We start from the raw sequence: 22,254 nt of genomic DNA, 5'->3' as shown, positions 1-22,254 counted from the left end.
GACGAGGGAACTCCCTCGCCACGGCTCAGCTACATCGTTCAAATCGTCGCAACGTTGTCCGGGCTTTTCAGGCCCCGGCGCTGTTCAGTCCAAGGTCCATCAGTTCCTGGCGCCGTAATACTGCGCCATGTAATCCACAAACACTCGAACCTTGGCCGGCAAATTCCGCGCATGCGGGTAAAGCGCATAGTAGTGCCGCTGCCCAAGCGTGTACTCAGGCAGAATCCGCACCAGTCTTCCCGTCAGCAAGTCATCCTGCACCGTCGCCAGGGTAAACGCGGCAATGCCCCCGCCCGCCAGAGCGCAGGCGTGCAAGGCGGTGATGGTGTCCGTGTGAAAGCTGCTGGCGCAATCCACCGTGCTCGACTCCCCTGCTTCCCCCACCAGCACCCACTGCGTGGCCGAGGCATACGTCAGCAGCCGATGGTCGTTGAGTTCAGCAACGCCGCGAGGCAGCCCGCGCTTGAAGACATAGGCCGGTGCCGCCACCAGAACCAGCGGCGAAACGCTGAGCAAGCGCGCGACAAGACTGCTGTCGGCCAGCGGCCCGCAAATCCGTAACGCCACATCGAACCCATCGGCCACCAGATCGACAAGCGGATCCGAGCAGGACAGATCGACCTGGATGTCCGGATAGCGCTCCTGGAACGCCGGCAACCAACGGGCCAGCTCCAGCGTACCGATCACCAGCGGTGAACTGATGCGCAGCAGCCCGGAGGGCCGTTCCTGTTCCAGGGTCACCGCCTGGGACGCGGCATCAACGCGATCCAGAATATCCACGCAAGCGGTGTAGTAGCGCTCGCCTGCTGCCGTAAGGCTCATGCGTCGGGTATTGCGATTGATCAGGCGCACGCCCAGCACGGACTCCAATTGCTGCAAGTTGCGCGACACCGACGAATGAGTGGTGTCCAATCGTTCGGCCGCGGCTGAAAACCCCTGAGCCTCCACGATGCAGCGAAACACGCGCATGGCGAGCATCTGATTCATTTTCAGCGTACCGGCAGCTTGATGATTTGGGCGGTGGTCATCACATCACCGAAAGTATCCTCGACCTCGGCCAGTGCGGCCTTGTGCAAGGCGTCCTTGTCGATCGCTTCGCCACTGACCCGGGTGATCGCACGGGTAGCCGATGCATCGGAGGCGACCAACACATTGTAGCCAAGCGGCGCCGCATCACGGGCAGCACCGGCCACGCACGCGTGGGTCATGAGGCCGGAGATGATCAGGTTTTCGATACCAGCGCTCTTCAAACGCTTGTCCAGGTCGGTACTGCCGAAGACGCTGACAGTGGTCTTTTGCAAGACAACATCCTGGGCCCGGGGCTGCATGTCCGGATGGAATTTCACGGTTTCGCCACCCTCGGCAAACACCGCCGAACCGGCCGGCGCAATGTGCTGGATATGGAACACCGGCATGTGGTGATCATCGGCGAAATCAATCAGTTCGCGAGTATTGGCCAACGCAGCAGCGCCGTCAGGGATGGGCATTTTGCCGGTGAAATATTCGTTCTGGAAATCGATTACCAGTAACGCGGTTTTACCGGCCGGGAGTTGGTTGACCGGCTCCGCGCCAGCCATGGCTCGAATGGTGGGATGGGCATCAGCCAATGCGCCGGTGCTGGCGACAATACCGGAGAACGCACAAGCGGCGAGCAAACGACGGGTAAAACGTTGCATGAGGGATTCCTTCACAAGTGGTTGAGTGAAGCAATCCTAGGGGGATAGTTCAGGCCGGAACACAGTGCGGCTGGAACAGGACTTGTTTGTGTTTAGCACAAATAAACCCTCTTCCTCGGTTGGGTCAGAAAGAAACCGCCGGTTCCTCGAGCATCTGGCACTGCCGATGGCAAACGACCCGGTTGCGCCCGCCGGTCTTGGCCTCGTAAAGCGCCTGGTCGGCGTCGTTGAGCCAGAGAGTGGCGTCGCCATAGGCCGGGTTGAAGGCGGCCAGGCCAATGCTCAGACTGCCCTTTAGCGCGGGGGCCTGCTCGTAGCCGAGCAGGGCGAACCGCTCACGCAGGGCCTCCATGGCCAGCACGGCCTTGTGCAACGTCAGGTCCGGCAGAATCACGCAGAACTCGTCCCCCCCATAACGTCCGACAATGTCGGTGGCCCGCAGGTTTTGCTTGAGCATCTTGCCCAGCTGACGCAACACGATGTCACCAGCGCCATGGCCATAGGTGTCATTGATGGCTTTGAAGTGGTCGATGTCCATCAGCGCAATCACCCCGTGACCAGCCCCATCGTGTGGCTGTCGCAGGCAGCGCTGGAACTCCTCGTTAAGCCGGTCCTTCCACGCCCCATGATTGAGCAGACCGGTCAGGCTGTCGGTACGGCTCAGGGCCAACAACTCGCGCTTTTGCCGGCCCAGGATGTCGGTCTGGCGAAAACAGATCCAGCCCAACGCCAGCGGATATATGCACAACAGAGGCAAACTGGCATAGAGCTGCGCCGAACTGGTCATCGGCACACTGGTCAACGGGAAGATCGCCAGGCCCAGGGCGATGCCCGTCACTTGGACCGCCGCCCCGGCGAACAGAAAACGCAAGCCCCCGATGGAAACGTTGTTCATCGCCATCATTGCCAGCGTAACGGCCGTGGGCAGCGGATTGAATTGCATCGCAACGACCCAGAAACCGCCAAGAAAGGCGTCAATCAGCAAGTTTCGGCGTTCAGCCTGGTACGGCTGCGCCGCGCGACGGGCCCACTGATAGGCCACATGCGGCCATAACAAGCCGTTGAACAGCATGGCCCACCAGACCCAAGGTGCCGGGTCAAGGGGATAGACGGCGACACTCACCAACAACAACCCTAGCATCAGGCCCAGGATTCGTGAGGTGTAAAGCCTCCTGGCCAATGACAGTCCCTTTCGTCCCGTTCTTTGCATAGAGGCCTCTGCACCGAGGGCTTCCCGGGTTGTGGGATAGGGTTATTTGGAGTCTATCAGGGCAGCATCAAATAGCCACCATCGATGAAGGGTTATTTATTCGCCATCAAATGCACGGCTCCGCTCGGATTTTGGCTATACATGACAAAGGGAATCGGCAACCACCACCAGAAAGGAGGCCCATGCGCAGCTATCAGGTGTTGATCATCGGCAGCGGGTTCGGGGGCCAGTGCGCGGCAATCAATCTCCTCAAAGAGGGCATAACGGATTTCCTGCTCTTGGAGCGACGGAATTTCTTCGGCGGCACCTGGTGCCAGAACACCTACCCCGGCGCGGCGGTAGACGTGCCGTCGCCCTTGTATTCGCTCTCATTCGCCGCTTACGACTGGAGCCGGATGTTCGCCGGCCAGGAGGAGCTGCACCGCTACACCCGGCACGTGATCGAACGCTTCGCCCTGCAGGACAAGGTACAACTGAGCGCGAATGTGCAGCGGGTGGCATGGGACGACATTGCCCGACATTGGATCGTCGACACCGCCAGCCTAGAGACCTTTCATGCGCAATTCCTGATCAATGCCACAGGCCCCCTCAGCCAACCGGTGATCCCTGATTTCGAAGGCCGGGATCGCTTCCAGGGCAAGACGTTTCACACCAATGATTGGGACCACACCTACGACTATCGCCACAAACGCGTTGCCATCGTCGGCAGTGGCGCCAGCGCCGCCCAAGTCATCCCGGCCATTGCGCCAGAAGTCGCCCATCTGCACGTGTTTCAGCGTACGCCCCACTGGGTACTGCCACGCCGCGACCGCACGTTCAACCGTCTCGAACGTTGGTTGCTGAGCCTGGCGCCGATGCGCACCCTGTTGCGCTGGTCGATCTACTGGCAATTCGAAACCCGGGTGATTGCGTTCAAATATTCACGGCCGGCGGTTCGCATGGTCCAGCGCCAGGCCCTGAACATGCTTGAACGCCAAGTGCCTGATCCGGTTCTGCGTCGTCGCTTGACCCCTGACTACCTGATCGGCTGCAAGCGCGTCATCCTGTCCAGTACGTTGTACCCGGCCCTGTGCCGGGCCAACGTCAGCGTGCATGGCCAGGAGCACGGCATCGCCGCCCTCGATGAAACCGGCATCATCACCCGGGACGGCCAGCACATCCCACTGGACCTGATCATCTGGTCGACAGGCTTTGACGCCACCGACGGGGTGATTTCCTATCCCGTCACCGGCCGCAACGGCACCCGACTGCACGACGTCTGGGCCCAATACCCGCGCGCCTACCTGGGTACCAGCCTGCCGGACTTCCCCAACCTGTTCATCGTGACCGGCCCCAACACCGGCATCGGTCACACCTCGGCACTGTTCATCATCGAGTCGCAGATGAACTACATCCTGGACTGCATCCGCACCTTGAACCGGCAAAACCTGCGCAGCATCGAAGTGCAGCCTGCCGCCGAACAGCGCTACACCGAAATGATCCACCGGGAAATGCAACGCACTGTATGGAAATCCGGCGGCTGTCACAGCTGGTATCAAAGCAAAAGCGGCCACGTCGTCGCGATGTTCCCCGGTTTCAGCTTCACTTATCACTATCTGACTCGTCGGCTCCGGTTGGCCGATCACATTCTGTCCTGACCCTGGAGGGCAAAGCATGTTGGTGTTGTGGGTAGTCCTCGCCGTGTTTATCGCCTGGAGCTGGCTGACGTATCCAGGCATCGGCCATGTGCTGTACGACATGGGCATGGCCCTGGAAGCGCGTCTGTACCGACTGCACAAGATCACGGTGCCCATCAGCGAAATGACCGTGTCGACCTGGCAAGGCGGGCCCTACGAAGCGTCCGGCAGCATATTGATGCTGCACGGCTACAGCGCCGACAAGAACCTCTGGCTGCGTTTTGCCCGGCATTTTGTCAGCGACTACCGGGTGGTGATTCCTGACCTGGCCGGTCATGGCGAAACCGGCTTCAAGGCCGGCGGCGGTTATGACATCCCGACCCAGGCCCGACGGGTGATCGAACTGCTGGATGCCTGCGGCCTGGACAAGGTCCATGTGATCGGCAACTCCATGGGCGGTCATCTCGCCGCCTGGCTGGCGGCGACCTCCCCGGAACGGATACTCACCCTGGCCCTGATCGACCCGGCCGGCGTCACCGCGCCCGAACCCAGCGACATGGAGCGGCACCTGGCAGCCGGCCACAACCCGTTTCTGGTGCGCTCGCGGGACGATTTCGCTCCGTTCTACGCGATGACGATGGCCTCGCCGCCATGGGTGCCGAGTGTGGTGCTGGCGGCGCTGGCCGAGCGTTATGAGCAACGCCGGGATGAACTGGAAGAGATCTTCGTGGATTTTCGCGCCAGCCCGCCGATGGAGCCGCGCCTGCCCGACATCCGCGCGCCTTCGCTGCTGCTCTGGGGTCGCAAGGACCGGCTGATTGACGTCAGCAGTGTGCCCGTATGGAGCAAGGGCATCGCCGACTTGCGTGTGGAAATCTGGGAGGGGGTAGGCCATATGCCCATGGTCGAGCGCCCCGGGAGAACCGCCGCGCTGTATCGCGACTTTCTCAAGGGCCTGGGCCAGTGACCTTGATGCCGCTCTTCAAGGCTTGCCTGAGCCACGGTGAAGGAGGCGGATCAGTCCCTGACAGAATGAAGTCCTGAAGATTCTTCGTTTGTCGACGCTGGTGAAGGCTGCGATCTTTCCTTCCACTTTCCCACAGCTTGCGCCAGGAATTCTCACAATGAGCTTCGTCAGTCCCGACCTGATCCGCCAACGCTTCTCCAAGGCGATGTCCGACATGTACCGCGACGAGGTGCCGCTGTACGGGGCATTGATGAACCTGGTGGAACAGACCAATGCCCAGGTGCTGGTCAACGACCCGCACTTGGCCGAACACTTGCGCAGTACCGGTGAACTCCAGCGTCTGGACCTGGAGCGCCACGGCGCGATCCGTGTCGGCACCGCCGCAGAACTGGCAACCCTGGGGCGTCTGTTCGCGGTCATGGGCATGCACCCGGTGGGCTACTACGACCTCACGCCCGCCGGGGTGCCTGTGCATTCCACGGCATTTCGAGCCGTGCATGAAAGCGCCTTGCAGGTCAGCCCGTTCCGGGTGTTTACCTCGTTGCTGCGTCTGGAACTGATCGAAAACGCCGAGCTTCGGGCCTTTGCCGAATCGGTACTGAACAAGCGCCAGATCTTCACCTCCGAGGCGCTCCAGCTCATCGACCTCGCCGAACGCCAAGGGGGTCTGACCGAACCACAGGCTGATGACTTCGTCCTGCAAGCCCTGGAAACCTTTCGCTGGCACCACAGCGCCACCGTCACGGCCGAGCAATATCGGCAACTGAGCGCCCAGCATCGGCTGATCGCCGACGTGGTGGCTTTCAAGGGCCCGCACATCAATCACCTGACGCCACGCACCCTGGACATCGACATCGTGCAGGCCCAGATGCCCGTACACGGCATCACCCCCAAGGCAGTCGTCGAAGGCCCGCCCCGTCGGCAGTGCCCGATCCTGCTGCGGCAGACCAGCTTCAAGGCGCTCGACGAACCTGTAGCGTTCACCGACCAGCCCCACTCCCAAGGCAGCCACAGCGCCCGCTTCGGCGAAATCGAGCAACGGGGCGCCGCCCTCACCCCGAAAGGTCGCGCACTCTACGATCAGTTGCTGAACGCCGCTCGGGATGCGCTGGGGGAGCTTCCCAACGAAGCCAACGCCGAACGCTATAACGCACTGATGACCGAGCATTTTGCCCAGTTCCCTGACAACCACGATGAGCTGCGTCGGCAGGCACTGGCGTACTTTCGCTATTTCGTGACGCCAAAGGGCCTCGCTGCCAAAGGCACGATCAAGCAACCGGTCTCGCTGGAACGCTTGCTGGAAGCGCAATACCTGCGAGCCGAACCCCTGGTGTACGAGGACTTCCTGCCCGTGAGCGCCGCCGGCATCTTCCAGTCGAACCTCGGCGATGCTGCCCAAACTCACTACGCCGGACAGTCCAATCGCCAGGCATTCGAGCAAGCGCTGGGACAACCGACCATCGATGAGCTGCAGTTGTATGCCGAAACGCAACAGCGCTCGATGGATGAGTGCATGTCCGCCCTGGGAATGTAGGAAAAACCGGAAAGCCGAATGCGTAAGAAGTTGCGCATCCGGCTTGCCAACTACGCAACTCCCCGCGCGCATTCCTCTGTACCCGGAGCGCTCACGGACCGACACATGATCCTAACTTATTGATATACATAGTTTTTATAGAAGATGGCATAGCTCTTGATAACCGTCAGGCCACCTGGGGACGATTCCCTTCCCAGGTCCCTTTAGTTATCCCGCAAGGAGAGCATCCATTGGCTACCCCCGCTTACATGTCCATCGAAGGCACCAAACAAGGTCTGATCACTGCCGGCGCCTTTACGGCCGACTCGGTGGGCAACACCTACCAGGAAGGTCATGAAGATCAAGTCATGGTGCAAGGCTTCGAGCACCAGGTCATCATCCCCCGCGATCCTCAGTCGGGTCAGCCAACCGGCCAGCGCGTGCATAAACCCCTGGTCATCACCAAGGTGTTCGACAAGGCCTCGCCGCTGCTGCTGGCGGCCCTGACCTGCGGAGAACGCCTGACCAAAGTCGAGATCCAGTGGTACCGCACCTCGGCGGCCGGCACCCAGGAGCATTACTACACCACCACTCTGGAGGACGCGATCATCGTCGATATCAAGGACTACATGCTCAACTGCCAGGACCCGGCGAACGCGCACTTCACCCATCTGGAAGATGTGCACTTCACCTACCGCAAGATCACCTGGACCCACGAAGTCAGCGGCACGTCGGGCTCCGATGACTGGCGTTCACCGGTCGCCGGATAGTCGTCGATAGATATTGATTCAGGATGGTGTTCGCCCAGTGCGACGGCCTCGGCATTCCATGCACTGGTAAAGAGCCTGACACTGGGCGAACGGGCATAATAATAGTGGAACTTGCAAAATATGTCCGGGAGCTTGTTTAAATAATTATTTATCTTTAGTCGTCATTATTAACGCCCAATCAATAACAGCTATACAAACAGCTATACAAAATCCAACAGCAGTATAAAAAAACATATCCGCTACGCCGAACAAGACCGGGCAAGTAAAGCAGCATTAACAAATGCGTTTTCAAGACCGCGCGGTCTATCAATCCTCAGCCCCGTCGCGCGGTCTTTTGTGCATCCGTCTCCCCCGCTTCAGTATCGCCTTCCTGCTGTTTGCGTTTAGCCGGATCGTTGGGGCGCAGGGCGTCGTTGTCACGCTCCACCTCACCCGGCATCGCCGGCTCGTCTGGATTGTGCGACGTTTGATCACTGGGTTTCATGGCGAACTCCTTGGTTTTTCGGGCCTGCGCGTCAGGCGTCAGGATCGGCGACTTCTTCAGCGACGTTGGCGTCGGGTGAACGATGGTGCAGTTGTTCGGCCTTGGCCTTGAGTTCCTGCCACTGTGCCAGGTCGATAGCGCCCTGGCCGAACAGGTCATCGGCCACCCGCATCAGCTCGGTGAAATGGACGTCGGGCGACTGCTGCCAGTAGGTCTTGTCGTCGAACAAGCGCTGCCAGTCGGCCAGCGAGGGAAGTGTGAGGTCATCACTCATGACGGACTCCTCAGAGGCATTCATAAGGTATGAGGGTCGACGTTCCCGGGGAGTTCCGGCGATTCTCAGTAGCCCGTCATTTCCAGGTAACCGTTGCCGCTGTGGCTGCCGCTCAGGTGCACCGGCCCTTCCCAATAGGGAATGCGCAGGTTCATCCAGGCGTTGGGGTTCAAGGCATCGGTGGTGATGTCGAGTCGCTTGCCGGGGATCCTGATCGTCCAGCGCACCGGCATCGAGCGCCCGGCAACCACGGCGGTGTCCAGTGGTTCAAGGCTGATCTGCCCGGCATGCAGGGTCTGCGCCTGGCCTTGGGCATCGATCCAGGTGCCCGTGAGGTATGGCGCCCCCTCCTTGTGGCGCATGCGGTAGAGCATCACATGCTCGCCGCTGTCCAGGTGCAGGGAAAACCAGTCCCAGCCCGTCTGGTTCGCAGTCAGTGGCTGGCTGCTCCATTCGCGGTCGAGCCAGGCCGGGCCGCTGACCGTATAACGCTGGCCATCGATTTCCACATGGCCGCTGGCCTGGAAGAACGGTTGGCTGTAGTAGTACGACGCCTGGCCCTGTTCGGATTTCTGGCTGAACCCCTTATCGCCCTGTAGCACCAGCGGACGCGTCGACGTGAGGCGCAACTCATAACTGAAGTGTGGGCCACTGGCCTTGAGCTGCATGTCCGCCAATGGATCGGCCCCCGACGCTTGTGTAGCGAACCGCCAGTCATCGATCCAGGCGTCGAAAGGAGTCGTCTGCACCCCGGCCTGCCCCACTGCGCCCCGTGCATAGCGCTCGGCGGCATGGTGGACGGCGCTGGAAGTGACCGCGGCATGACCGAGCCAGATCGTCTGGTTGCGCCAGCCGCTGGCCTGGGGCGCGGCGTTCAGGGCGCTGCGAAACAGCGTCCATTGCACACCGTAATCGCGGCCCTCGGCATCCTTGAGATTGGCAGTGACGTACCACCACTCGATGCGAAACCCCTCATGAACACCATGATCGGCGGGAAAACTGAATACCCGCCCCGGCACCACGGGCGTGAATGCGCCGGCCTGCTCACCCAGGCCGGCGAAGCCCTTCGGCGGCGGTTGCCGGTTATCACAACCGCAGAGCAGTAGCGCTATCAGCATCAAGCCCAGTTTAATCTTCATGGGCAAAGGTCCTCAGCAAATCCGCCGGTTGCGTGCGGTACAACGCATACAGCGGCCAGGCCGATGCCAGCAGCGTGGCAAGCATCGCCAGGCCCAGCAACTGCGCCAATTGCCACGGGAATACCCGCAACGGCAGGCGCCAGCCGAAGGCCTGCACATTGATTACCGCGTCCAGGCACCAGGCCAAGGCGATGCCCAGTGGCAAGGCCAGTACCAGGGTCAATAGCGCCAACAGCCAGGTCTGGCCCAGATTGAGCAACATCAACTGCCGGCGCGTTACCCCCAGCGCCCACAGCGGCGCCAACTGGCCGAGGCGGCTTTGGCTCTGGGTCAGCAGGCTGATGAACAACGCCACCCCGGCCACCGCCAGCGTCAGGCTATTGAGGGCAGCGGTGGCGGCGAAGGTGCGTTCGAATACTTGCGTCGACCAGCCCTTGAGCCGCGCCTGATCGACAATTCGGCTGTCATCCAGGCTGAACCGGGCCTGCAACGCCGTCAGCAACGCCGGGATCGCGGAGGGTTCGATGCGCAGGTTGAAGCGGTTCGGCGTCAGTTGCGGCCAATGCCGCAGCAAGTGGTCGGCATTGACCAGCACATGGCCCTTGGGGTTGCCGTAGTCGGCATAGATCCCGACGAGGCGCGGCGTCCAGGGTCCCTGGGGCGTCGGGATCGTCAATCGATCGCCAATATTCACGTTGAGACGCCGGGCCAGTTGTTCGCTGAGCATCAACGTGTCACCCCCGGCCAGTTGCTCCCAAGGCTTGTCGGAAACCGACTCCAGCAACGGCCAATGCTGACGATAGGCGCTGTGATCGATGATGCCGTAGATGTCCGTCGGCCAGCCTTGCAAAGGAATCGAGACCTGCCAGTTGGGCAATATCGTGCTGATCGCCGGCTGCTCCTTGAGCCAGACGTGCAGCTCGCCCGCCTGGGCCGGGGTTTGCGGATTGATGTACAGCTCGGCGGTCAGACGTTGCTCGAGCCAGTTACTGAAGGTCTGGCGAAAACCTGCGGTCATGCTGCCGGCACCGATATTCGCCGCCAGAGCCAGTAGCAACGCCATCAGTGCCAGGCTCAGCGTCGGCAATTGCTGACGGCAGTCGGCGAGAAACCATTGCCCAAGTACCGAACGACTGCGGCGCAACAGCAACTTCAGCGTGCCACTGAGCAACACCGGTAAAGCCAGGGCAGCGCCCAGCAACAACGCCGTCATCAAGACAAAACCGCTGCCCAGGCTGTCACCCCAGATCAACGCCGATACCGCGAGCAACCCCGCCAATGTCGCCACCCACCCCTGGCGCCGCAGCCAGCGGGCATGGGCCTGATGCCAAGCCTGGGGATTGGCCAGCGCCAACAGCGGCAGGCGCGCCGCCCGCAGCAAACTGTCGGCGCCGGCCAATAACGCACCGAGCAAGCCCAAGCCCACGCCGCTGAGCCACCACCACGGGCTGAGGTTCAGGTGGCCGGCCACTTCGGCGCCGTACAAGCCGCGCAGGCTCGCCGCGACATCGGGCAACAACAGACTCGCCAGCCAGTAGCCGCTGAGCACTCCTGCGATTGCGCCGAGCAAGGCCAAGGCGCCCAGTTCGAGGGCCAGACTGGTGACCAGCAACCGCGCACTGACGCCACAGGCCCGCAAGGTTCGCAGCAAGCTGCGGCGTTGTTCCAGCGCCAGGCCAATGGCGGCGTGAACGATGAACAACCCCACCACGAAGGACAGCACCCCCAAGGCGTCGAGGTTCAGGTGAAAGCTTTCGGTCAGGCGTGACAGATTGTTTTCTTCATCGGCGCGCTTGAACTGCAGCCGGCCGTTGAACGCCGTCGGCAAGGGCGCGTTGAACGTGGCAGGCAATAGCAAGCGCGACAGCTGGTCCGGCCGTCCAAGCACCTGCTGGGCGAAGCCGATGTCCATCAGCAGCACGCCGGGCGCCATGTCCGCCTGGACAAGCAACGGTGGCAGGGATTGTCCATCGACCGTCCGGGGCCGGTCCCCCTCGCTCAGCCCCAAGGCCTGCAAGGTCTGCGCAGCGATCCAGGTGCGGCCAGGCTCAGTGAAAAACTCCACCACGTCTGCCATCTCCCGGACCTGCCCCGCCACTGCCGCTCCGGGGGGCAAAGACACCGGGTCGATGCCCATTAACTGCAGGCGCTGATCCTCGTGCCCCTGCAGCGTCACCCGAGCCTGCAACACGGGGGACACCGGCCATCCCAGGCGACGCAGATCGACAAACCATTGTTGAGTGAAGGTGCCGCCGCCGGGCGCACTGAGGCTGGCCTGGGGTTCGCCACCAATCAACTGGCTGGCTCGTGCGTAGCTGTCCCGGGCCTGACTGTTGAGCGCCTGCACGCCAGTGAGCAGGCTGGTGGCGAGCCAGAGCCCGGTCAGGACGCTGAAAAACTGCACCGGGTGCTGGCGCCAATGGCTGAGCAAGGCCTTGAGCGTCTGGCGGAGGATCATCACCCTTGGGCCACCTGCGCCAGACGTCCGCCTTGCAAGACCACTCGACGGCTCAGACGGGCCGCCACCCGGGGACTGTGGGTCACCATCAGCAGGCTCGTCGGGCTGCCGTCCAGCAACTCCAGCAACAGTTGCAACACCTCGTCGCTGGTGGCTTCGTCGAGGCTGCCGGTGGGTTCGTCGGCCAGCAACAAGGGCGGCCGGGAGGCCAGTGCCCGCCCCAATGCCACCCGTTGCTGCTGGCCGCCGGACAGTTGTTCGGGATAGCGGTGCAGCAGTTGCGAAAGGCCGAGCCGTTGCACCAGATGGGTCTGCCAGGCAGGGTCATAGCGACCGCACAGACGCGCCTGGAACGCCAGATTATCCTCCACCGGCAAGCTACTGATGAGGTTGAACTGCTGGAACACCAGGCCGATCTGTGTACGTCGCCAGCTTGCCAGTTGGCTTTCGCTCATGCCGTCGAGCCTGCGCTCGCCAAAGCGAATGCTGCCACGGTCGACCTTGTCCAGACCGGCAACCAGATGCAGCAAGGTGCTTTTCCCGCTGCCGGACTCACCCATCAGTGCCAGGCTGTCGCCAGGGGCCAACGTCAGGTCGATACCCTGCAGCACCGGCAATGGCCCTTGCGGCGTGGCATAGCTCTTAAATACGTCGCGAACTTCAAGCATGAAAAGGCTCATGGGTAAACGTGAGGCTCAGGATAGCGGAGTTGGGTGACGGGCAGACCAAGGATGCGCTCAGGCGACGGGCAAACACCGCTGGTCGTCTGCCCCGCCTTGTTTTGCCCGACGCCTTGCAAAGCATAAATTTCCAGCTATCAATCAATGACTAATACGTGCCGTTTACATGCAGTCGGCCAATTCGTCATAAACATGACGCACCTGGATTGCCTCCTATTCAAGGACGATCGCCGACATGCCTCAAACAAAATATCGCCTCGATATCGATGGGCTTCGCTGTATTGCAGTGCTGGCCGTACTCATCCATCACCTCAACGCCGACCTGCTGCCAGGCGGGTTCGTGGGGGTCGATATTTTTTTCGTCATCTCGGGTTTCCTCATCACTTCCCAGGTGTTTTCCGAGATCAAGGGCAACAGCTTTTCGCTCAAGCGCTTTTATCAGCGGCGCATCAATCGCATCGTGCCCGCACTGGTCACTGTGTTGTTGGCGAGCGTGATCGCAGGGGCCTTCATCCTTTCCCCCGCCGACCTGACGCGGCTCAACGTCAGTGCGCTGTTCTCCCTGCTGGGGGTCTCGAATATCTATATCTGGATGAAGTACGGCAACTATTTCGCCGCCGATGCCAGCGAAGCGCCGCTGCTGCATACCTGGTCCCTGGGGATTGAAGAGCAGTTCTACGTGATCTGGCCGCTGCTGATCCTGGTGCTCTATCGCCTGACGCCGCGTTATGTCCTGCCGGTGCTGGCCGTCGGTATCGTGGCGGCGGTGGGGCTTTCTGAATACGCCACGAACGTCTTCGTCACGGCTTCCTATTACCTGCTGCCCACACGGTTTTTCGAGCTGATGCTGGGCGGAGCACTGGGTATCTATCTTTATCAGCCACGTACACTCGGCAGGATAGAAGTGCTGGCCTATAGAGCGGCGGGGTATGGGCTGATTGGTTTTTCCTTGTTTGCCCTGAGCCGGGACACCCCCTTCCCCGGCGTCAATGCGCTGATACCTTGCCTGGGCGCGGCACTGCTGATTCTGGCCGACAGCGGTGAGGCTCGCTCCCGCCTGCTGACCAACCGGCCCATGGTGTTCATAGGCCTGATTTCCTATTCGCTGTATTTATGGCACTGGCCGTTGATTGCCTACCTGAATTACCTGGGCATCGAGATAACCCTTTCTGTGGGCATGTCACTGGTGCTGGTGTCGATTCTGTTGTCCTGGTGGTCCTGGCGGTATGTCGAAATTCCCTTTCGGCGCACTGGCGCGCAATTGCAGTTTCCCCGCGTACTGGTCCGCCGATTCATAGTCCCGGCCCTGGGGCTGGCCGTCCTGGCGACCTTGAGCCTGCAATGGAACGGCTTCCCACAGCGTTTTGCGCCTGAAGTGTCGAGGCTCGAGGCCATGGCACTGAGCAAACCGAACAGGCTTCGCAGCGGTTGCCATATGCCCAGTGCGAGGTACAGCGCCGAACCTGATCCGAATTGCCAGCTCGGTGCACACAAGGAGCAACTGGACGGAATGATGGTGGGTGACTCGTTCGCCAATCATTTCACGGGCATGGTCGATATCCTGGCCAAACCCAACGGCATCAGATTAATGGACTACACACTGGACGCCTGCCCGCCGATTTTCGGCTATGCCACCGAGGTGTCCGAGGCGTATGGCGACCGTTGCATGGCGCGCAACGACCGGGTGTTCGAGCTGATCAAGCAGAACCACTACCCATACGTCGTGCTGGCCGGCGCCTGGCCCAAGGATGCGGCGGCCGCACAAATTATCGAAGCGAGCATCAAGCACGTGGCGAACAACACCGGTCAGGTCATCGTGATCCTGCGCAACCAGAACATCGACAATGCAGCGACCTGCCCCGTGCGCCGCTTGATGTTCGGCACCGATCGCCCATGCTCGGCCCCGCTGGACGTCACCGCGCCGTATTGGGAGGGGATACGCGCCAGACTCCCCCAGGTGCGCTTTATCGACCCCAATCAAGTGATCTGCCCAGCGGGGCTATGCAGCCCGATCATGGACGGGCAGTTGCTGTACCGCGATGACGCACACTTGAATGACGTGGGCTCACGCTTCATCGGCCGCACATTGCGCGAGCTGGGATTCTCCCTACTGCACGACCCGGCCCGACTCGGCCCGATCGCCACAACCCAGTGAGCCCCCTCCCCGCAGGTTTGTGGGGTATGCAAGTTCTGCGGACAACTCGGACTACTGTGGGAGATTCTATGCTGCAAGCCCACCCACCGCCTTCGCGAGCAGGCTCGCTCCCACAGGGGATTTGCGGAGGCATGCAAGGCCTGCGGACAACTCGGACTACTGTGGGAGCGAGCCTGCTCGCGATGACGGCGACACATTCAACATCGATTCCGACCGACACACCGCCTTCGCGAGCAGGCTCGCTCCCACAGGGGATTTGCGGGGGTATGCAAGGCCTGCGGACAACTCGGACTACTGTGGGAGCGAGCCTGCTCGCGATGACGGCGGCACTTTCAACATCGATCCCGCCTGACCCGCCGCCATCTCGGCCTGAACCGGGCCTGGTGTGACAATGTGCTTGAGGTCAATGTGTTTCCATTCAGGCATCGCCCCCAGCCGCGCATTGAAGCGGTAGTTGAAGGTAAAGGCGTCTTCGGTCGGCTGGCTCAGGGATTTCCCATAGGTCGCTTCAACACCGGCCGGGTCGTACCCCATCAACTGCAACAGCGTCGGGAAGATGTTGTAGTGGCTGGAGCGGTCCTTGTTCTGTGCCCATGTCCGCTGCCAATCCAGGGTCTGCAAGCGCGCGCCTTCTATGACCACCAGCGGCACAAGCCCTTCCTCCGCCACCGGGTCACCGCCGCAGTGGGTATTGAGCCCAGGGTTGCCGCGCTCGTGAAGGTCCTGGCCGTGGTCGGAGGTGTAGATCAGCACGGCGTTGCCCAAATCGGCCTGCTGGAAGATCCGCCTGAAGAACTCTCCGACATTCCACAGCAAAGTGTTCTGGTAGGCATTGCGGTACAGCTCCCAGTCATGAGTCCGGCCATCAAAACCGTCACGCTGGCCGGTATCGGCGACTTCGAGAAAGCGCCCACGCGGCAGTGCGGGACGATAGCTCATGAACTCATCCGGGTATTTGTCGTGCACGGGAAAATGCGCACCGAGCTTGTTCACCACCACCAGCTCGGCCCGGTCATTGCCCAGCCGCTCGATCAGTTGCGCGGCAACCGCCATGTCTCGCTCGAACACCGGGGTGCGGTCGAACTGCACGAAGTCGTCGATATCGTTTTTTTCAGTGTCGGTCATCAGGTTCTGAAGGTGACCACCGGTACGCTGGGCGTCGATATAGACCGTGCGCAACCCGGCGTTTTTTGCATACTGCCAGATCGACGGCAACGTGCTGTTGATGCGCACGTAATCGGCCCGGGTGCCGCCGTAACGCAAGGTGACGTTGGTGTCGGCGCTGCAGTTGGCAATGGAAGCCGCGTAACCGAAATTGAACACCTGCACCCCATCGGGCGGGGTCTTGAGGCCGGTGTGCACGCCGAACGGCGTATTGATGTCCAGATAATTCCCAGCGACGCTTTCATCGATAATCAGCACAATATCATGCTCGATCGGCGATGTTGGCCGCGTCAGGCGGATCGGCTCCCGAGGACCGACGGTGTTTTGCAGGGCTTCGTAAACGAACAGATTCAGATAGGCCAGCGGTGTGTACATCACCGGCAGCCCCCGCGCGCCCTCGCCCGCCCGGAAGAACAGAACACCACTGAGCAACAACACGCCCAACACAGGCGCGGCGATTGGCAAATAACCGGGCAATGACACCGACCGCCGAGGCTTGAGACCCAGTCCCAGCAGCAGCAACAGGCCACCGGTGGCGGCGCTGACAATCACTTCGCGGTACTGCGAAGCCGCCTCCCCGATAAAACCACCCGAATACACCAGCGACACAAACTGGCTGTACGTCAGGTAGCTGTCGGTCACCCTCGTGTAAACCTCGAAAAACACCGCCGAACCAAACATCGCCAAGGCAAACAAGTGGCGCACGAAGGTCTGGCGGATGTACGCACTCATCCACAGCGCCACCACCAACACCACGAACATCGCGCCGAACAGCAACGTGGCGAATCCCAAACCCAAGGCATTCAGACGATCAAGGTAATAGTCATATCCCCTGATCAGGTACAGCACCAGCAACAGTTCCTTGAGGTATCGGAGCATGTGTTTCTCGGCGATAGGGCGGCGTTGGATAGAGGGTCGTTTTCTGCACGTTAGCAGCGGCTTTGCAAAGCGCAAGAAAAGGGACGAACGGCCAATGCGTCAAAAAAAAGTTAGCCCAAAAATGACACACTTGAAGCCAGTTAAACGTAAAAATCTATGGATAAATACCGTTCATCGCCTAGTTAAAAGCCGTTACAGCCCTTTAAAAACGGCACTTTTCTAAACCAGTCAATGACTTGATATCAAAAGGCCAAGTTCTGTCGAGTTTGCCAACAGTGACAACTGTCATTTTGCTGACACGCTTTTCTGAAGCTGCGCTATACCCCTCTAAACAGTTTCATCCGAGTTACATCAACCGTCTTGCGAGGCACGCCAAAAATGGATGTGAGCGTATTTGGTACGGGGTATGTGGGATTGATTCAAGCGGCTGCGTTGGCCGACGTCGGTCACCGTGTTTTGTGCATCGACATTGACCCCAACAAGATCCGTCAGCTGCAGCAAGCGGTGCCACCGATCAGCGAGCCTGGGTTGTCCGAACTGCTCGAAGAGAACATCAAGAGTGGCCGGCTGCTGTTCAGTGATCAGGCCAGCGATGCGGTCAATCACGGCGAACTGATTTTCATCGCCGTCGGCACGCCAGCCGATGAAGACGGTTCGGCAGACCTGAGCCATGTACTGGCGGTCACCCGCCAGATCGCGGACTTCATGGACAGCGACCGCACCTTGATCATCAAGTCCACGGTGCCGGTCGGCACCGCCGACAAGGTCGCCGAATGTGCCCATCAGGCATTGGCTCGCCGGGGCCTGAAACAGCTGAACGTGCGAGTGGTGTCCAACCCCGAGTTTCTCAAGGAAGGCAGCGCCCTGGCCGACTGCATGCGCCCGGACCGGATCATCATCGGCACCGCCGACCCGCTGGCCCGCGATCAGATGAGCGAGCTGTACGCGCCCTTTTGCCGTAACCGCGAAAAGCTGATGTTCATGGACAACCGCAGCGCCGAACTGACCAAGTACGCGGCCAACGCCATGCTCGCCACCCGCATCAGCTTCATGAACGAACTGGCCAATCTCACCGAAAGGCTGGGCGCCGACATCGAAGCGGTACGCAAGGGCATCGGTTCGGACCCTCGTATCGGCTATCACTTCATCTACCCCGGATGCGGCTTCGGCGGTTCATGCTTTCCCAAGGACCTGCGCGCCCTGCTGCATACCGCCGAACAGAGCGGCATGCCCCTGCGCCTGCTGCGCAGTGTCACCGACGTCAACGACAGCCAGCGACACATTCTCTTCGAGAAACTGACGCAACAGTTCTCCGGCGGCCTGGCCGGCAAGTCGATTGCGATTTGGGGCCTGGCTTTCAAACCCAACACCGATGACATGCGCGAAGCCCCCAGCCGCTACCTGATGGAAGCGCTGTGGCGCGAAGGCGCTCGGGTCCATGCCTACGACCCGGAGGCCATGTCCGAATGCCGCCGCCTCTACGGCTACCGCAAAGACCTGAACCTGTGCGCCACCCGCGACGACACCCTGGAGGATGCAGACGCCCTGGTGATCTGCACCGAGTGGAAGAACTTCCGGGTCGTGGATTTCGCTCTGTTGGCCAACAAGTTGCGCGCCCGGGTCATCATCGATGGCCGCAACCTGTACAACCCCGAACATCTGGCCGCCGCCGGCCTCTTGTATCGCGGCATCGGATTGCGTCACACCGTGCCCAGCAGCCTGACCCAGGGGCCACGGGCATGAACATTCTGGTGACCGGCGCGGCCGGTTTCATCGGCGCCCATTGCGTGCTGCGGCTGCTGCGCGACGGCCATCAGGTGTGGGGGCTGGACAATTTCAACGACTACTACGACCCGCAGCTCAAGCACGACCGCGTGGCGTGGGTGAAGGATCAGGCGGGGGACTTTGCGTTGGCCCGGGTGGACCTGACCGACGCCTCGGCCATCGATGAGTTGTTCCAGTCACACCGCCCCGACGTGGTGATTCATCTCGCCGCCCAAGCCGGCGTGCGTTATTCCCTGGAGAATCCACGGGCCTACGTCGACAGCAACCTCAGCGGGTTCCTGAACATTCTGGAAAGCTGCCGTCGCCATCCGGTCAAGCACCTGATCTACGCCTCCTCAAGCTCCGTGTATGGCGCCAACCAGCGCACACCTTACTCAGTACAGGACGGCGTGGACCATCCGCTGTCGCTGTATGCGGCCAGCAAGAAAGCCAACGAGTTGATGGCCCACAGTTACAGCCATCTGTTTGGCATCCCATGCACCGGCCTGCGGTTTTTCACGGTGTACGGCCCCTGGGGCCGGCCGGACATGTCGCCGATCCAGTTCGCCCGCGCCATCGCCGAAGGCCGCGTGTTGCAGTTGTTCAACCATGGCGAGCACCAGCGCGATTTCACCTACATCGACGACATCGTCGAAAGCATCGCCCGGCTGATCGAACGCCCGCCCCATGCCACGCCACAGTGGGATCGCGATCAACCGGACCCGGCCACCAGCGCAGCGCCCTGGCGGATCTACAACATCGGCGGGCAGCACCCGGTAGCGCTGCGCACCTATGTGGCATTGCTGGAAAAGCACTTGGGGCAAACCGCCCGGATCGAACTGCTGCCCCTGCAACCAGGGGACGTGTTGAACACCTGCGCCGATGCCAGCGGCCTGGCGCGGGCCACCGGTTTTCAGCCGCGCATCGAGCTGGACGAGGGCCTGGGGCGCTTCATTGCCTGGTTCCTCGATTACTACGCCCTGCCTATCGCCGACACCGCTTGCAGCCCAACGCATGCGACCAACCTTCAGCGGAGGAGTCTATGACCCGACATGAGCAATGCATCCCTATCACCGCCCGCGGGGGCGACAAGCGTGTCGATCCCGAACACCGCCGACGCCTGGACGCGGCCATCCATCGTCAGGGCCGCGGCTGGCTGACTGGTCGCGACGGCGGTCGACCCTGGACGGTCTCGCGCACCAATCGGGTGGTGGCCTGTCTCGGCGCGCTGTCGATCCTGGTACTGCTCAGCCCGCTGCTGCTGGGCCTGGCCCTGCTGATCAAGTTCTCAAGCCCCGGTCCAGTGCTGTTTGTGCAGAAACGCACCGGATACCGCGGTCGGGTCTTTGGCATGTACAAGTTCCGCACCATGGTTGCTGATGCCGAGGCGCTCAAAGAATCACTGCGCCACCTCAACAAGCACGGCGCCGATGCCATCGACTTCAAGATCGACAACGACCCGCGCATCACCCCCGTCGGCCGGTTCCTGCGACGCAGCAGCCTCGACGAGTTACCCAACCTGATCAATGTGGTGACCGGCGACATGCGCCTGGTCGGCCCGCGGCCGACCTCGTTCAACGCCTACCGCTACAAGGACAACCATCTTGTCCGCCTGAGCATCTACCCCGGCCTGACCGGCCTGTGGCAGATCTCCGGGCGCAGCAACATCGACTTCGACCAGCGCGTGGAACTGGACCTCAGCTACATCGCCGAACAAAGCCTGTTGCTGGACTTGAAGATCCTGATGATCACCCCTTTCAAAGTTTTCAGCGGCCACGGAGCGAGTTAAATGGACGGTTCAACCAATATCCTGAGCATCGCAAGCCCGAGCGAGACCAACCTGACCTCAACCGTGCTTGACCCATCCATACGGATTCTGCTTCTGACGGCCGCCAACACCGGCACCGGAACCAGTACCAGTGCCATGGCCCTGGCCGCTCAACTGGCGCAGATGAGCAGCGGCCGCGTACTGCTGGTGGACGCCAGCCAGTCGCCGCGCAACCTCAGCCAGCAATTGTCGCTGCACAAGGAGCGCGGCTTCAGCGACCTGCTGTTCAACAGCCTCGCACCGCCCTTGTTGCAGGACTGCGTGGTGCAGACCTCCAGCTTGCCCTTCGACGTGCTGCCCAACGGTCGTCTGGGGCGCAATGCCGAGCGCCTGAACCCCGAGCAGCTTCGCCCGCTGTTCAAGCAACTGGCCGGGCAGTATCGCTTTGTGGTGATCGACGCTGACGCGGTGTACTCGGCCTGCGACACCCTGGTCATGAGCACCCAGGTGGACGGTGTGGTGCTGGTGGTGCGCGGTGAAGACACCCGCTGGGAGGTGGCCCAGGCCGCTCGCCTGCGTCTGACCCAGGCCGGCGCCAAGGTGGTGGGCAGCGTGTTCAACCGCCGCAAGTACTACATGCCCAAGTGGCTCTACAACAACCTGTAAGCCTGCAAAAAGGATGACGAGATGAACGCCAGATTGCTTGTCCTGCTGCTGTTGCCGCTTGCCGGTTGCACCAGCCACACCGAAACCCGCTCCATGCCGGTGCAGATCCTTACGGCGGCACCGGCCAACGCCCAGGCCACCGACATGCCCCGGGTCGAACAGACCCTGCGTCCCCAGGATGTGCTGGATGTGATCTTTCACATCAGCACCAGCGGGCCGGATGCCTACCGGGTCCAGCCGGGTGACCAGGTGGCCTTGAACTTCACCGCCGCCAGCCAGCTCAACGGCGCACAACAGGTAATGCCCGACGGCAGTATCGAACTGCCGGGGGCCAACACCTCGGTAAAAATCGCCGGGCTGACCACGGACGAAGCACGCCTGGAGGTACAGCGTGCCTATGACCGCAAAATGCTGTTCCAGCCCAACCGCAATCAATTGACGGTGCAGGTCACCAGCCCGTTGAGCAACGAGACAAAACTGCGCAACACCCTGACCCACCCGGGCACCGGCATGAGTCGGGAGATCACCGTGGGCCGGGATGGTTACGCAAGCTTCCCCGAAATCGGTGCCGTGCCGCTGCAAGGCATGACCGTCAATCAACTGGAAACCTACCTTAACGAGCGCTACGCCCAATTGCCGGGGCGCATGTCCGTCGATGTGCTGCTCAAATCCACCGCTGGCAACGAGATCTATGTCCTCGGGGAAGTGGCCCAGCCCGGTTCCTACCCGATCCGCCGGCCGATCTCGGTCCTCGAGGCCCTGACCCTGGCCCGTGGCACCAACGTCAAGGCCCGACTCGACTCGGTGGTGATCATGCGCCGCAACGGAAATCAGGTCGAAGCCCGCCACTATGACGTGGAAAAAGCCCTGAGCGGTGACGCCTCGCAGATCGCCTACCTGCAGCCCGAAGACATGCTTTTCGTGCCCAAGACCGGGCTGGCCAAAGCCGGTGAAATGGCTCGGCAACTGGCCGACGTGGTGCTGTTCCAGGGCATGGGAGTCAGCTTCGGCTACCGCCTTGACAGCAAAGGCGACAACGGCAGGTCCAACACTTCTGCAGCAGGTAATTGA

At 61.3% G+C, this 22,254-nt stretch carries 19 protein-coding genes; 10 read left to right on the top strand and 9 right to left on the bottom strand.

What is annotated here, in order from left to right; translation table 11 throughout:
• Window positions 1-99 precede the first annotated feature (99 nt).
• The 3 genes from CRX69_RS15105 to CRX69_RS15095 all read right to left on the bottom strand — a co-directional run bounded on the left by CRX69_RS15105 (window position 100) and on the right by CRX69_RS15095 (window position 2,886).
• Window positions 100-987, bottom strand: a complete 888-nt coding sequence (locus CRX69_RS15105; protein ID WP_107322264.1) for a LysR family transcriptional regulator — start codon at window positions 985-987, stop codon at window positions 100-102.
• Between the two features lie 2 nt (window positions 988-989).
• Entirely contained in the window at window positions 990-1,676 is a 687-nt protein-coding gene (locus CRX69_RS15100; protein WP_076383957.1) for a cysteine hydrolase family protein, read from the bottom strand.
• 124 nt (window positions 1,677-1,800) lie between these two features.
• Window positions 1,801-2,886 (bottom strand): diguanylate cyclase, encoded by a 1,086-nt coding sequence (locus CRX69_RS15095; protein WP_107322263.1) that lies wholly within the window; start codon window positions 2,884-2,886, stop codon window positions 1,801-1,803.
• 182 nt (window positions 2,887-3,068) lie between these two features.
• Here CRX69_RS15095 and CRX69_RS15090 point away from each other — a divergent pair, with 182 nt between their 5' ends.
• The 4 genes from CRX69_RS15090 to CRX69_RS15075 all read left to right on the top strand — a co-directional run bounded on the left by CRX69_RS15090 (window position 3,069) and on the right by CRX69_RS15075 (window position 7,752).
• On the top strand, window positions 3,069-4,523 hold the full coding sequence (locus CRX69_RS15090; protein WP_107322262.1) for a flavin-containing monooxygenase: 1,455 nt from the start codon (window positions 3,069-3,071) through the stop codon (window positions 4,521-4,523).
• A 16-nt stretch (window positions 4,524-4,539) separates the two neighbouring features.
• Window positions 4,540-5,469, top strand: a complete 930-nt coding sequence (locus CRX69_RS15085; RefSeq protein ID WP_047228524.1) for an alpha/beta fold hydrolase — start codon at window positions 4,540-4,542, stop codon at window positions 5,467-5,469.
• Window positions 5,470-5,626: 157 nt separating this feature from the next.
• On the top strand, window positions 5,627-7,003 hold the full coding sequence (hglS, locus tag CRX69_RS15080; RefSeq protein ID WP_107322261.1) for a 2-oxoadipate dioxygenase/decarboxylase HglS: 1,377 nt from the start codon (window positions 5,627-5,629) through the stop codon (window positions 7,001-7,003).
• Between the two features lie 230 nt (window positions 7,004-7,233).
• Window positions 7,234-7,752, top strand: coding sequence for an Hcp family type VI secretion system effector (locus CRX69_RS15075; RefSeq protein WP_047228526.1), 519 nt, complete (start codon window positions 7,234-7,236; stop codon window positions 7,750-7,752).
• A gap of 313 nt (window positions 7,753-8,065) precedes the next feature.
• On the opposite strand, the gene CRX69_RS27685 is transcribed toward CRX69_RS15075, so the two are convergent.
• From CRX69_RS27685 to CRX69_RS15055, 5 genes are all read right to left on the bottom strand, one after another.
• Window positions 8,066-8,236 carry a hypothetical protein gene (locus tag CRX69_RS27685; RefSeq protein ID WP_177218183.1) on the bottom strand — a complete coding sequence of 57 codons (171 nt, stop codon included), beginning with the start codon at window positions 8,234-8,236 and terminating at the stop codon, window positions 8,066-8,068.
• 31 nt (window positions 8,237-8,267) lie between these two features.
• Entirely contained in the window at window positions 8,268-8,510 is a 243-nt protein-coding gene (locus CRX69_RS15070) for a hypothetical protein (protein ID WP_047228527.1), read from the bottom strand.
• 65 nt (window positions 8,511-8,575) lie between these two features.
• The gene (locus tag CRX69_RS15065; protein ID WP_047228528.1) at window positions 8,576-9,649 is read right to left on the bottom strand and encodes a lipocalin-like domain-containing protein; all 1,074 of its coding nucleotides are present in this window, start codon (window positions 9,647-9,649) and stop codon (window positions 8,576-8,578) included.
• Window positions 9,639-12,107, bottom strand: coding sequence for an ABC transporter permease (locus CRX69_RS15060; RefSeq protein ID WP_107322260.1), 2,469 nt, complete (start codon window positions 12,105-12,107; stop codon window positions 9,639-9,641). Before CRX69_RS15060 ends, CRX69_RS15065 begins: the two co-directional genes overlap by 11 nt.
• Complete coding sequence (locus CRX69_RS15055) at window positions 12,107-12,775, bottom strand: ABC transporter ATP-binding protein (protein WP_047228530.1); 669 nt, start codon at window positions 12,773-12,775, stop codon at window positions 12,107-12,109. The genes CRX69_RS15060 and CRX69_RS15055 overlap by 1 nt, the downstream gene beginning before the upstream one ends.
• Window positions 12,776-13,022: 247 nt before the next feature.
• Between CRX69_RS15055 and CRX69_RS15050 the strand changes: the two genes are divergently transcribed.
• Entirely contained in the window at window positions 13,023-14,942 is a 1,920-nt protein-coding gene (locus CRX69_RS15050) for an acyltransferase family protein (RefSeq protein WP_107322259.1), read from the top strand.
• A gap of 291 nt (window positions 14,943-15,233) precedes the next feature.
• Here the strand turns inward: CRX69_RS15050 and CRX69_RS15045 are convergent, their stop codons facing one another.
• Window positions 15,234-16,985 (bottom strand): sulfatase-like hydrolase/transferase, encoded by a 1,752-nt coding sequence (locus CRX69_RS15045; RefSeq protein ID WP_107322258.1) that lies wholly within the window; start codon window positions 16,983-16,985, stop codon window positions 15,234-15,236.
• A gap of 378 nt (window positions 16,986-17,363) precedes the next feature.
• Here CRX69_RS15045 and CRX69_RS15040 point away from each other — a divergent pair, with 378 nt between their 5' ends.
• The 5 genes from CRX69_RS15040 to CRX69_RS15020 are packed head-to-tail and all read left to right on the top strand — an operon-like array spanning window position 17,364 to window position 22,254.
• Window positions 17,364-18,728: a UDP-glucose dehydrogenase family protein gene (locus CRX69_RS15040; protein ID WP_076383950.1), complete on the top strand. Its 1,365-nt coding sequence runs from the start codon at window positions 17,364-17,366 to the stop codon at window positions 18,726-18,728.
• Window positions 18,725-19,795, top strand: a complete 1,071-nt coding sequence (locus tag CRX69_RS15035; RefSeq protein ID WP_107322257.1) for an NAD-dependent epimerase — start codon at window positions 18,725-18,727, stop codon at window positions 19,793-19,795. Before CRX69_RS15040 ends, CRX69_RS15035 begins: the two co-directional genes overlap by 4 nt.
• Window positions 19,792-20,538 (top strand): sugar transferase, encoded by a 747-nt coding sequence (locus tag CRX69_RS15030; RefSeq protein WP_047228535.1) that lies wholly within the window; start codon window positions 19,792-19,794, stop codon window positions 20,536-20,538. Before CRX69_RS15035 ends, CRX69_RS15030 begins: the two co-directional genes overlap by 4 nt.
• A complete protein-coding gene (locus tag CRX69_RS15025) occupies window positions 20,539-21,183 on the top strand; it encodes a CpsD/CapB family tyrosine-protein kinase (protein WP_047228536.1) in 645 nt (214 codons plus the stop codon).
• A gap of 21 nt (window positions 21,184-21,204) precedes the next feature.
• Window positions 21,205-22,254: a polysaccharide biosynthesis/export family protein gene (locus CRX69_RS15020; RefSeq protein WP_107322256.1), complete on the top strand. Its 1,050-nt coding sequence runs from the start codon at window positions 21,205-21,207 to the stop codon at window positions 22,252-22,254.

The organism is Pseudomonas rhizophila, assembly GCF_003033885.1.
Classification (GTDB): Bacteria; Pseudomonadota; Gammaproteobacteria; order Pseudomonadales; family Pseudomonadaceae; genus Aquipseudomonas; species Aquipseudomonas rhizophila.
This window is presented reverse-complemented; position numbering and strand designations above follow the sequence as displayed.